The 12744-nt window shown below is 35.6% G+C and carries 9 protein-coding genes and 1 pseudogene; 2 read left to right on the top strand and 8 right to left on the bottom strand.

Features of this window, described 5'->3' with window-relative positions:
- From H964_RS07290 to H964_RS07305, 4 genes are all read right to left on the bottom strand, one after another.
- Positions 1-1275: glycoside hydrolase family 3 protein (locus H964_RS07290; protein ID WP_039766199.1), on the bottom strand; the 1275-nt coding region annotated here is incomplete at its 3' end.
- Positions 1276-1321: 46 nt separating this feature from the next.
- The gene (locus H964_RS07295; RefSeq protein ID WP_083931480.1) at positions 1322-2164 is read right to left on the bottom strand and encodes a carbohydrate ABC transporter permease; all 843 of its coding nucleotides are present in this window, start codon (positions 2162-2164) and stop codon (positions 1322-1324) included.
- A gap of 21 nt (positions 2165-2185) precedes the next feature.
- A complete protein-coding gene (locus H964_RS07300) occupies positions 2186-3073 on the bottom strand; it encodes a carbohydrate ABC transporter permease (RefSeq protein WP_039766203.1) in 888 nt (295 codons plus the stop codon).
- An 83-nt stretch (positions 3074-3156) separates the two neighbouring features.
- A complete protein-coding gene (locus H964_RS07305) occupies positions 3157-4479 on the bottom strand; it encodes an ABC transporter substrate-binding protein (RefSeq protein ID WP_039766205.1) in 1323 nt (440 codons plus the stop codon).
- A gap of 327 nt (positions 4480-4806) precedes the next feature.
- On the opposite strand from H964_RS07305, the gene H964_RS07310 reads away from it, so the two are divergent.
- Entirely contained in the window at positions 4807-6597 is a 1791-nt protein-coding gene (locus tag H964_RS07310) for a cache domain-containing sensor histidine kinase (protein WP_039766208.1), read from the top strand.
- 38 nt (positions 6598-6635) lie between these two features.
- On the top strand, positions 6636-8225 hold the full coding sequence (locus H964_RS07315) for a response regulator (protein ID WP_039766210.1): 1590 nt from the start codon (positions 6636-6638) through the stop codon (positions 8223-8225).
- A 7-nt stretch (positions 8226-8232) separates the two neighbouring features.
- Here H964_RS07315 and nagA read toward each other — a convergent pair whose 3' ends face one another.
- The 4 genes and pseudogenes from nagA to H964_RS07335 form a co-directional block, all read right to left on the bottom strand.
- Positions 8233-9375 carry an N-acetylglucosamine-6-phosphate deacetylase gene (nagA, locus tag H964_RS07320; protein ID WP_039766211.1) on the bottom strand — a complete coding sequence of 381 codons (1143 nt, stop codon included), beginning with the start codon at positions 9373-9375 and terminating at the stop codon, positions 8233-8235.
- 35 nt (positions 9376-9410) lie between these two features.
- Complete coding sequence (locus H964_RS07325) at positions 9411-11045, bottom strand: beta-N-acetylhexosaminidase (RefSeq protein WP_039766213.1); 1635 nt, start codon at positions 11043-11045, stop codon at positions 9411-9413.
- Between the two features lie 39 nt (positions 11046-11084).
- Positions 11085-12053 carry a GNAT family N-acetyltransferase gene (locus H964_RS07330; RefSeq protein ID WP_039766214.1) on the bottom strand — a complete coding sequence of 323 codons (969 nt, stop codon included), beginning with the start codon at positions 12051-12053 and terminating at the stop codon, positions 11085-11087.
- 149 nt (positions 12054-12202) lie between these two features.
- A pseudogene (locus H964_RS07335) lies at positions 12203-12705 on the bottom strand (glycosyl hydrolase family 18 protein).
- Positions 12706-12744 lie beyond the last annotated feature (39 nt).

The following is a 12744-nucleotide window of genomic DNA, read 5'->3' on the forward strand; positions in this document are numbered from 1 at the left end:
CTTAACTATTTTGTTTTTATTCTTTAACAAGACCAATGATTTTCTCACAGCTTCTCTTGCAAGTTCCCTGTGTTCAGGTGAACCAAATGACTGTGCCAAGCTCTCGTCAGGATATGGATGTTCAAATAATCCACTTTGAAATTTGACCCTCAATATTCTTGATACCGCATCGTTTATTCTATCGATACTTACTTCTCCATTTTGCACAAGTGTTTTTAATCCTGTTATAAATGTTTTCCATTTATCTGGAACCATAAACATGTCAACACCAGCATTGACAGCAATTTTAATCTTATCATTGTAAGTTGAACCAGGCAAATCATCTATTCCATTCCAATCTGTTATAACAATCCCATCAAAGTTTAAATCAATTTTTAGTTTATCAATTATTGTCTTGTTTCCATGACATTTGACGCCTTGTATACTGTTGTAAGAAAGCATAACTGCTCTTGCACCAGCTCTGATTGCATCTTCATATGGTTTCAAAAACATCTGTAACACTTCATCTTGGGTATATCTTGTCACGTCACCCTTATTTTTGCCATTATCTGTTGCACCTTCTCCAATATAATGTTTCAGAGTTGCTATAACTTTATCAGGATTTTTGAGGTCATCAATTTGGTCTCCTTGCAATCCTTTCACAAATGCTGTCGCAAGCTCAGCCACTAAATTAACATCTTCACCAAAACACTCGTAGGTTCTTCCCCATCTTTCATCTTCAGGAACACCAACACAAGGAGCAAATGTCCAGTGAACACCAGTTGCTTTGACCTCTTTTGCAACTGCTTGGCCGATGCGTTTTAATAAATCTGGGTCTCTTGTTGCTCCTAAACCTATATTGTGCGGAAAGATGGTAGCATCTTTTACGTTGTTGTGTCCATGAACAGCATCAACTGCATACAGTATGGGAATTTTTAGACGAGTAGATAGTGCTTGGTTTTGCAAATTTGTGATCATACTCTTCCAGTCAGAAATCGAGTTGGTCTCTGGGTTTTGATTTGGCCATCCACCACCACCGCTCAAAACAGAGCCTAAATAGTAATTCTTTATGTCTTCTGGCTGAATATAACTTATGTCTGCTTGAACCATCTGACCTATTTTCTCATCCAGTGTCATCCTACTTAACAGGTCGGCCACTCTTTCTTCTACAGGTTTAGAAGGGTCTAAATAAATGGGCTGGTTTCCATCTGCTAAAACATTTTGAGGAAATACATTCACAAACAAACTTAGCACAAATGCAATCACAGTGATTATTGACACTACCTTTTTGAGCATACCACTCCTAACCCCCTTGATAATTGTTAATTTTTAATTCAATCCTTTACCCCTTCACAGCACCCAAGGTAACCCCCTTTGTGACCTGTTCATTTAATGCAATATATACAATCAATGATGGAAGAGCTACTATTGTCATTACAGCAAACTGAACTGCATAGTTAGATGCATATTGACCTGCAAAGTTGTAGACTGAAAATGGCAGGGTTCTGAACCTGTCAGATGTCAAGTACGTTGCTGCCATAATAAATTCATTCCATGTATTTAAAAAGGTTGTAACGGTTATAGTTACAAGAGCAGGTTTTGAAAGTGGTAGAATAATCTGAAACAGTATTCTAAATATACTGCAACCATCTATGATTGCCGACTCTTCTAAAGCTCGTGGAATACTTCCTATAAACCCCGTCATCAGGAACACTGCCTGTGGCAGCGAAAATGCAACGTATGGAATTATTAGAGCAAAATATGAATCCAGCATCTTAAGCTGTCTGAAAATAACAAAGTTTGGCAGAAGTGTTGCATGAATTGGTATCATAAGTCCCAGCAAAACATATGTTAATACCTTGTTGCTCCACTTCCACTCCATCCTTACAAATGCATACCCCATCATCAGTGAAAACAGAACAACAAGTAAAACTGATACCACATTTACGATTACACTATTGATAAAATATTGCGGAATTTTTCCATCTCTCCATGCAAGATAATAATTTATAAATTGTGGGGGATTGGGAACTTTGAGAATATTTGCGCCATACACATCTCCACTCTTACAAAACGAAAAGTCAATCAGCCAAACAAGTGGAAACAGCTGCCCAATTGAGAATAGTCCCAGCAAAGCAATAAGTACAGTCCTGCTTTTTTTGTTGAAACTACTTTCTCTTGCCACGTCAAAACCTCCCATGTCTTGTTAAAACTCATAATTTTCTGGTTTAAATATCTTTTGGAAAAGAATATTGACAGCCAAACACGCTATAACAAATAGCACTGAAATTGCATTTGCGTATCCATACTGGTATGAGTTAAACGCTCTGATATACAAGTAGTTTGCCAAAAACTGGCTTGCATCGCCGGGACCACCGTTTGTAGTTAAATAAACTGTTTCCATCTGCTTTAAAGCATATATTATAGCTATTGTAAAATTAACCTTGATAACAGGTTTTAGCAGGGGCACAGTAATCTTAGTATAAAGCTTCACACCTGTTGCACCATCAATCCTTGCCGCTTCGTAAAGTTCTTCTGGTATGCCTTTTAGTCCCGCGTAGTAAATCAGAAGTGCCCAGCCAAAACCCTGCCACATACAGATTATAATGACTGATATTAAAGCTGTTTTGGTATCCCCCAGCCATTGTTGTTTCAAAAATCCCAAGCGCAAAAAGTCAAGTATCTTGTTTATAAGCCCGTATTGAGGGTCATATAGACTTACCCACATGCGCGATGTTACAACAACTGGTATTACGCAGGGTATAAAGAATATTGTTCTGAAAATTTTTTCTGCTCTGCCACCAACTTTATCAATGAATATGGCAAACGCAAGGGCTATCGGGTGCTGAACAAATACATATGCCAGAGCAAGAAGTATAGCATTCCTGAGCGACTTCCAAAAAGTTGTGTCTGCAAAGATTATCTTTTTAAAGTTTTCAAGACCTATAAAATTTGGCCGACCAATCCCCGACCAGTCTGTCATTCCAAGATATACGCTAAGTAAAATTGGAAAAAGAATTGCAAACGTGTATATCAATAGTCCCGGCAAAACCAGCAACAAAATAGTTCTTTTGTCTGACAAAACCCTGTGCAATCCTGTCACTCCTTGTGAATAAAATTCCTGCTCCCAAGACATTCTTTTTACTATCTTGGGGGCAGGTGATTTAATTTTTAGAACTACTTAACCTCTAACTTTGCAAGCTCTTCAATCTTTGCTAAGAACTTTTCAGGGGTAATAGCCTTTGCAACAAGCATCTGGCAAAGTGTTTCTGCCTCTGTCTTGAAGTTTGGAGTGAATGCGTCCTGCCATACTGTACCACTTACAGATGTTGCGCTGCTAAATATTTGTGTAAGCTTTTTCTGAAGAACTGTCTCTTTTCCTGTCATGAATTTATCCCAAGCTTGCCCTGGAACAACAAGTCCTTGCTGCCAGCCAATCTTTGCCCATCTGGTTGGATGCATCATGTAAAGAAGAAGTTTCATTGCCTCATTTTTAACCTTTGAGCTTGCAGAAACTGCATAGCCACCACCGTGCCATGCTAAAATATCTGTCTTTTTGCCCTTGCCACCTGTAATTGTTGGGAAGTATGTTACATCAACATTCTTCTTGAATGATTCTGAGAAGTTAGGATTTGTAGCCATTCCTACTTCCCATGAACCCATATAATACATTGCTGCCTTTTCCTGAGCAAATAGATTATTTGCCGCACCGTAGTCTGCTGCAACAAATGCATCTTGGAATCCGCCTACATTCACAAGATTTACAAGGTCTTTTGCTGCTTTCAAAAGAACCTGGTTCTTAGCAACAGACTTTTTGGAGATTGCATCATAGATAAGCTTCTGATCTCCGCCTTCTTTCACAACAAGCTCCTGATACAGAATTGCCAGTATCCACTTATCTTTCCCGTTTATTGCAATTGGAGCAATGCCATTTTTCCTGAACACTTTTGCGGCATTCAAAAGCTCATTAAATGTTGTTGGAACTTTTACTTTGTACTTGTTGAACAAGCCCTTGTTGTAGTAAAGTACCATGAAGTCTGTATTTCTTGGAAGAGCATAAAGCTTTCCATTATACATGAAATCTTTCAGAGAAGACGTCTTAAACCCATAACCTTTTATTTGGTCAAGCTTTATCTCTGCTGCATAGCCTGCTTTCATGACTGGTAAGAAGAATGATGGCTGACCCCATACCATGAAGATGTCTGGCATTTGATTTGTTGCAACATATACTTTAAATTTCTGCTTGTAAGGCTCATCCTGAAGTGCCTCAACCTTAATCTTGACATTTGGATTTGCTTTCATGTAACTGTCAATCAGCATTTGTTCAAGCTTACCCTGGTTTGATGTCCTATCTGGCAAATTGGAGAAGAATTTGATTTCTACTGTTTTTTTGGTTGATGCAGAAGCTGCAGATGTACCTTGAATACCGGTAACTAAGCTAACAATTATTGATGTTACGAGTAAAACCGAGATAACCACTTTTAAGGTTTTCTTTGACATCATTTTCTTCCTCCTTTTTTCATTTTTCCTAATTTCACTTTAAAAACCTCTCTGGGGCGCCCCAAAATCAAATGTTAGAATTGATTCTGTCTTGGTTAAATTATATCAGCATACTTTCACAATTTTAAGGTGACAATTTTTAAATTTGGTTTGAATTTTTTATGGATATTTTGATCATGCAAGTTATTAATTGTTATTAAAATTATGAGATTGATAGCAAGATGCATTTCTAAAAAAGAATATCTTGTGAATTTTATATATGAAGTTGTATAATATACTTTGACCTGTAGAATAAAAGAGAGCTTCAAAAGAAGGTGTTTTGGTAAAATGCTTTTAAAGCTCAAAAATCACTTTTTAAGGCTCAGCATAAAATACAAGATACTCATTCTCTTTTACAGTATAATAGTAGTAACCTCCTTGGTGCTGGCTTTATTTTCATATACCATTTCAACAAACCAGCTAAAAGAAGAGGTTGGGAATCTGCTTTTAAGAGACACAAAAAGGATTGCTGCAAGCATTGATTTTCTTCAAAGAGATGTAAATGAGCTTTCATCTTTTTTGTTCTTAGATCAAAGAATTCAAAATTTTATAAATCCACGACCTGATTTTACCAAATATTCTTTAGAACCACTGGCAAGCCTTCTTGCTTCCAAAGATTATATAAGCTTTATTATGCTTTATTCTTTTCAAGGTGATAAATATTACTTTTCAAATGACAATAGCACTGGAGTTGCCGATTTTTATGAACTAAAATCTACAGATTTCTTTAAACAAATTATTAAAAACAAGGGCGCGCCTATGTGGCTGAGCTTAAATAGCTTGCCTTTTACTTTAATTGCAAAAAATAATTATCCTAAAATTGCTATGGCAAGGCTTTTGTTGGATTTTAATACATATGAACCGGCAGGAATATTGATAATATGCATTAATATCCCAACTATTGAAAAAATTTATTTAGAAGATTTAAAGGAAAAAGAAGCTTGCTTTTTTATAGCTGACAGCAACAATAGAATTATTTCTCTGCAAAGCACAACACCACAGTTTACACCTACATTTGCCCAAAAACTTTTGAATGATAATATCTTAAGTAGAGAAAATGAAATAATCACCGCCAATTCATCAAAACTCTTAATAACCTCAAGTTACATCCCAACCTCCAACTGGCGGCTTGTGAGTATTGTTTCTTTAGAAAATGCCATAAATGCTATTAAAAATTCGTTTGTACTTCTATTTATTAGGATACTTATACTCTGTTTAATCTTTGCTTTTGGAATCTCCATGTATTTCTCTTCAATGCTCACAGCACCTCTCCAAAAGCTGGTAAGTTCTATGAAAAAGGTACGACAGGGGGATTTTCGTGAGCAGGTAAATATCGACCCACACGCAAGTGATGAAATTGCAATACTTGTTTGTGAATACAACAACATGGTGGAAAAAATAAATGAACTCATAAACAAGGTATTAAAATTAGAGATTCACAAAAAAGAAGCAGAGCTGAAAGCACTTGAAGCTCAGATAAATCCTCATTTTCTTTATAATACTTTGGATACTATATTCTGGAAGGCTGAAAAATCCCATGATAGTGAAGTAAGCGAGATGATATATTCTCTTTCAAGGCTTTTTAGGCTTACTTTGAATCGGGGAAGTGAGTTCATACAGGTAAAGGGTGAGAAAGAACTAATTGAACATTATCTTTTTTTGCAGAGCAAAAGATATAAAAATAAGCTTCACTATTCAATTGAAATTGACCCAGATATATTAGACCATTACATACCAAAACTGATTCTGCAGCCGTTTGTCGAAAATGCTATTGTTCGCGGCATGGAAAATTCAACAACTCCAACTTTTATTCAAATAACAGGCAAAAAGGAAGGTGAAAATTTATGCTTTACCATCAAAGACAATGGAATTGGGATGTCAAAAATGCAGCTCGATGAAATTAAAAAGGTTTTAGAATCAGGAAAGGAAAGCAGTGTGGGATACGCTATTAAAAATGTCAACGAGAGATTAAAACTTTACTATGAAAACCACTATAAATTGAATATACAGAGCCAACCGGGACAAGGCACAGAAGTAAAATTGATACTTCCTATAGATTATATTTCAGTGGAAAACTGACCTTAAGATATTAAGAACAAAAAGGGAGATGAAAAATGATGACAAAGTTACTTATTGCAGATGATGAACCAGAAGTAATTGAAGGCATCTCAACCCTTGTTGACTGGGAAAACAATGGAATTGAGATTGTTGGATGTGCAACAAACGGTGAAGAGGCACTTGAAAAAATTAGAGAGCTTTGCCCTGACATTGTTTTGATAGATATCAAAATGCCCAGATTAGATGGACTGCAAGTAATTGAAAATGCTAAAAAAGAAGGGTATATGTTCGAAAGTATAATCCTGAGCGGGTATGATGATTTTTACTTTGCTCAAAAAGCGCTTGAGCTAAGGAGCCTGAATTATTTGCTAAAACCTTGCAAACCGAAAGAAGTCTTGGATGCAGTGCTGAAGGCCAAAAATGTCCTTGAAAAAGAAAGGGAAAAAGAAGCTCTAATAAATAGGTTCATAGAATATTACAATGAAACTTTGCCAATTTTAAAAGAGAGAATCTTAAATGAAGTTGTATTCGGTATCCGCAGTAAAGAAGAAATAGAAAAACTATTTGAAAGGTACAATATAAAACTTTCATCTGGAAAATATTGTGTGGTTCTTACCAAATTTGATATTGAAAATGCATCCGATACCTACTCCTCTTCACCTGTAAAACAAGAAGCATACACCCTTGCGTGCGTGAATTTAATTCAAGAAGGATTAGAAGACTTTAGAGCAGAAGTTTTTAGAGGAAGAAACGAAATAGTCATATTAATCAATTCTGATTTTGAATTTGACAGAGAAATGATGGATGATATTCTTACAAAAGTCAAAAAAAGTGCCAATGAAAAACTCGGACTGAAACTTTATTTTGGAGTTAGCAGATGGTGTGACAAAATAGAAAAAATCAACTATTTATACGACCAAGCTTTAAATGCCTTAGAGCTTAAATTTTTTGCAGATGATATTGACATATTATACTATGATGATATTTGCCTTAACAAAAATACCCTGCTTTACCCAATCGATGAGGAAAAAGCAATAATAAATAGCCTCTTGCTGTGCCAGAAAGATACTATTAAAGATAAAGTTGAAAACTTTGTAAATTCATTGTATGTCATCAATACATTCAATAAATGGTTTATAAAGTCAGCCGTTTTGGCATTACTGGGCAGTATAATTAAAGTCTGCCATGAAAAATGCATTGATTTAAATGACGTAGTAAATAGCAAGATTTTTGAAAGCATTTTGAAAACTGAAAAAAAAGATTTGCTCAAAACATCGCTACTCAGTTTTTTAAATGCAGTAGTGGATAGAATTGAGCAGAGTGAAAACAAAAACGCAATTGTCAAAGCAGCTATTAACTTTATTGAAAAAAACTATAACAAGAATATCACATTAGAAAGTGTCGCAAAAGAGGTATATGTAACACCCGCATATTTGAGCATTCTATTTAAAAGGGAATTGAAGATCAATTTCATTGATTACCTGCACAAAGTTAGAATTCAAAAAGCCCAAGAACTTTTGAAAAATCAAAATTTAAAGATATACCAAGTTGCAAATATAGTTGGTTTTTCTGATGAGAAGTATTTTTCTCAAGTTTTTAAAAAGTATACTGGGCTTACACCAACGCAGTATAGGGAGAGCTTGCTTTGAAAAATCCTCAAGCCTTATACACAAGCTCTCCCCCAACATATACCTCCTTTACATTTAAATCCTCATCCATCAACACAAAATTTGCCCTAAAGCCTTCTTTTATCGCCCAGCTCTCAAGAGAAAGAAGCCTTGATGGATTGTAAGTTGCTGTCCGCAGTGCATTTTCTAATCTAATTCCAATTTTTATTAAGTTCTTTACTGCTTTATCAATTGTCAAGGTACTGCCAGCGATGGTACCGTCAGCTAATTTACAAATTCCATTTTCAACTTTCACATCTAAGGCCCCCAAACTATACTCGCCATCAGGAAGGTCTGTTGCAGAAATAGAATCGCTAATCAATATAATATTCTCCGGCCCTTTTAGCCGAAAGACAAGCTCTATAATCTCTGGTGACAGGTGAATAAAATCGCAAATTAGCTCCACTTTGATGCTGCTCAAAAGCGCATATGTAGTAATAGAATTCTGCCTGTGATGTAGCTGCGGCATTGCGTTAAAAAGATGAACAATATTTTTGGCACCAAGCATGTGTGCTTGTGCTGCCTGCTCAAAGCTGCTTTCTGTGTGCCCAAGCGAAATGTTAATATCATTTTCTGCTGCCTTTGAAAAAAATTCAACGGGATTTTCAAGCAGCTCTGGAGCAAGCGCAATATCAAGAATTTTTTCTTTACAATTAGAAATTAATTCCTCTAACTTCTCAACTGTCGGCCTTTGCAAAAACCTCTCATCATGCGCACCTTTCTTTGCAGGATTTATAAACGGTCCTTCTAAGAATATTCCAGGAATGTTTAGCTTAAAATTTGGGTCTTTCTTTGCCTCTTTGATAGCTTTTGCAAGCTTATATATGTTTTCAAACGGAGCTGATACAATTGTTGGTACAATGGTTGTAACACCATGTTTAAAATAGTAGTTTTGGATGGTTTTTAAATCATTTGCTGTCACCTCAAAAAAATCAACACCGCCAATACCATGTGTGTGTTTGTCGACAAATCCAGGTGAAAGAATAAAATCTCTTTTGTCTATTATCTCACCTCTTGATGTGTCAATGCCTTCTTGCGTTCCCAGAATTACTCCATCTTCTACAACTAAAACATTGTCCTTGATAAATGAGTATCCGTTAAAAATCTTTTTGACTAAAAACTTTTTCCTCATTTCTAACGCCACCTCAAAATATTGCCTTAACTTTTTTACAGTTTTAATTCAACTCTGCCAGCAGCTGCCCAAAACCTTTCTATAATCCTCTCAAGCCCTTCTTTTTTCCTCTCAGATATCCACAGCCTGCAGTAATAATTGCCAAGTTCAATTAAGTCAGCTGCTGCTATAGTATTTTCAAGTCTTTTCATCGCTACTCTTATAGCCTGCCGAATAAATGCTAAATCCTCAGGAAGATTTGCTCCCATAGCCTTTTGCAAAGCTTCTTCAAAACATCTCTTTAACCCTTGTCTCTCAGAAGTCCCCATTTGGACAACCTCTTTGTTCCCATACAACAGACCTTTTATATTATTTGCAATCTTCGATATGCCAAAGACTTTTCGTACATTAAGAAGTTCTTGGCTTTCACCAGAAAGAATAATATAACTTTTTTCCCAATCCCCATCACCTTCAGCAAGCTCAATTGTGGCAACAAGAAGTGGATATAAAAAGCTAAACAAACACTCCTGACCATCATCACCCCAGGCCGTTACTAAAAAGCCTTGAATACCTTTTGCCTTTGCTGCATCAATAAAATTTTTTATGTTTTCAATTGCTGCTTCAAAGTCAGGATAAAACCTGTTCCAATTAGAAAAACCTGGACATACTATCTGATTTGATTGGTATTTGTCTCCAAAGCTTTCAATTCTGTTTATAAAATGTTCCTTAGGCATTGGTGCATAATCCCAGTTAGCTAAAATTGCCCTTTGCCATATGTCGCTTCTCAAAAGTTTTCCCCATACCTCTTTTTCATCAGGCCTTAGAAACATGCCTGTTAGCATATCTGCCCACATAATAGGTATCTTCCTGTATTTTTCTACAATATCTATCATGTTCTTATGATGTTCTTCGTATAGCTTTGGTCCTTCAAATACCCAATTCTTTTCCAAACTTTTTCCTCTGCCAAGCGCCCATGTCTCATCTCCGCCTATGTGTACATACTTAGATGGGAAAAACTCTAAGACTTCTTCTAAAAGCTCATAAGCAAATCTCTTTGCTTCTTCATTCGACAAATCAAGGCATCCTTCTCTTGGTAAATACCATTCACTGTATTTGGAGTACTCTGGAATTGATAAAATATTCTCCATATGACCTGTTAACTCTAAGGATGGAAATACTTCTATTCCAAGATTTTTGCCGTACTCTATGATTTCTTTTAACTCCTCTTTTGTTAATCTTCCTCTACCTGCACCTATCTTAGGATGTTTTTCCCATGGAAAAAGGTCTTCAAAGTATATTGCAAAGTAGTTGTACTTGAGCAAAAATAGCCATCTCAATAAACTTTTGAAAGTTGAGAGATTAGGCACTCCGCCTCTTGCAATATCAAGATGATATCCCCTAAAGGAAAATTTAAATTCCTCTTCTATTGTGACTTCTGGCAGTGCATCTTTTCTTTGAATTAAGAGCTGAACCAATGTTGCATAAGCAATGTTAACATTGCCCCAAACCTTTACTTTTTTGTCCTCTATTGAAATGCCTGTTCCAGGCCTTTCGAGAATCTCTATCTTCCATGAGCCTTTTGGTATTGAAAACTCCCTTGAAATTGATGCTGGAAAGTTCAAAAAACCATCAAAGTCAAACCATTTTCCTGTGAAATCAAGTTTTTTAGGCTTAGGGACAATTTTGAACATCTTATGGCATCTCCCTTCTGCAGACAAGTTTTCATCTTGTTAAAAATTATCAGTACCCCAAAATACAAATTTGTGAGGCTCTTTTGTCAGGATATCCATCAGTTTTTCTGTTGAATCGATAAGTAAGCCCTCCAGCTTGAAAGGAGTAATAAGATTTACCATCAAACTATTGTCTTTAAGCTCAGTAGATCCAGTAAGCTCAAAGCCAATTGCTTTTGGATATTTGATGGTCTGTGCATCTTCGTTGTTCATGATAAATTTTATAAATTCCTTCAGAGGTATTTCTTTGCTTGATAAGTCAGAGCAGCCATATTCCAGTACAATTACTTCTTTGCCATTTTTTCTATAAAACAAATAAGCACAAAGTCTTCCCTCAATAAAATATCCTAAGCTTGTTTTAGGCTCAAACTTAACCCAGCTATGCCAATATTCTTTATTTCTAATAACAGGACCATTAAAATTAGCTGAATAAAGCCTGTAGATCTCATCCATAATTTCAATATCATTGTCTGATAATTTTATTTCTTTTACTTCTCCTGCCTGAGCAATTTTAGATTCATAATATTTACGAAAGGTATTTCTGTCAAGTAAACAAAATTCTCTTGGCAATACTTTATAGCCAAATTTGCCATAAAAATTATGAAGTGATGCAAAAAGAATAGAAATAGAAAGCTTTTTCTCTCTCATTGTATCTATTGCCATACGAAGTAGGGTTGATGCAAGTCCAATTCCTCTGTACTGTGGTTTTGTGCTTACCTCTCCTATACCACCTACGGTTATTTCCTCTCCTTTTAAGTAGATTTTTCTATAAAATAATCTTACTGTACTTGCTATGCCACTGCCATCTGTTGCAACAAAAATGCTATTAATATCTTTGAAAGGATCATTGAAATAGTGTCTTTTGAAATAATCAAACCAGTAATCTAAATTTTGGTTATCTCCAAAAACGCTCGCACAATGGTAAAACCATTTTTCAAGTTCGGATTCTTTTAGGGTTTTAAATTCCATAGAAATACCTTCCTTTCATAACTTTTACAACAGTCAATTCTTTCTATCAATTATTTTAGCATAAAATATAGCACTTACTCTGAATGATTAAGCAGACATCCAGAGTAAGTGCTTGTTGACTAATAATAGATTCAACTTTTGAATTTGTTCTACTCCTCTCCTGCAGTCCAGAGTGATTCTACTATAGTATTCAACAGTGTCCCACTAAAATCATGGGTATATTCCCAAAACATAGCTCCACCAAGATTATTCTTTGCTATAAATGCAACTTCCTCAGCAATCGCTTCGGGATCTTCATATGTTACAAATATACCCTTTTCTTCATTCCAAAGATAAGCAGCTTTAGCCTTTCATCCCAGTATCTTTTAAAGCCATTTTCTTCATTATATTTAGTTAGAATTTCTTCATATGGCATATCTCCACTCTTCCCATTAACTTTCTGATATAATCCGTTATTATTTTTCTCTACATTTGTCCAATAATAACCATAGAATGGAAATCCATAAACAAGCTTATCAGGAGATGCACCTGCTTCGATCATCCCTCTTATGCTTGATGAACCGCAAATGCCAGTATTATCTTTATCAGACAATTCAAAAGCAGATAAATGCCCAGTTACTTTATCCCATGGACCATGAACATCATATTCCATTACATTTACATAGTCTGCTATTTCAACCACCTTGTCAAA

This window comes from Caldicellulosiruptor sp. F32 (assembly GCF_000404025.1).
Lineage (GTDB): Bacteria > Bacillota > Thermoanaerobacteria > Caldicellulosiruptorales > Caldicellulosiruptoraceae > Caldicellulosiruptor > Caldicellulosiruptor saccharolyticus.

Bases quoted from the DNA above. Each gene is read 5' to 3' on its own strand.
- H964_RS07330 (WP_039766214.1), bottom strand. From the start codon at position 12,053: ATGGAATTTAAAACCCTAAAAGAATCCGAACTTGAAAAATGGTTTTAC.
- H964_RS07305 (WP_039766205.1), bottom strand. From the start codon at position 4,479: ATGTCAAAGAAAACCTTAAAAGTGGTTATCTCGGTTTTACTCGTAACA.
- H964_RS07310 (WP_039766208.1), top strand. From the start codon at position 4,807: ATGCTTTTAAAGCTCAAAAATCACTTTTTAAGGCTCAGCATAAAATAC.
- H964_RS07315 (WP_039766210.1), top strand. From the start codon at position 6,636: ATGACAAAGTTACTTATTGCAGATGATGAACCAGAAGTAATTGAAGGC.
- H964_RS07325 (WP_039766213.1), bottom strand. From the start codon at position 11,045: ATGTTCAAAATTGTCCCTAAGCCTAAAAAACTTGATTTCACAGGAAAA.
- nagA (WP_039766211.1), bottom strand. From the start codon at position 9,375: ATGAGGAAAAAGTTTTTAGTCAAAAAGATTTTTAACGGATACTCATTT.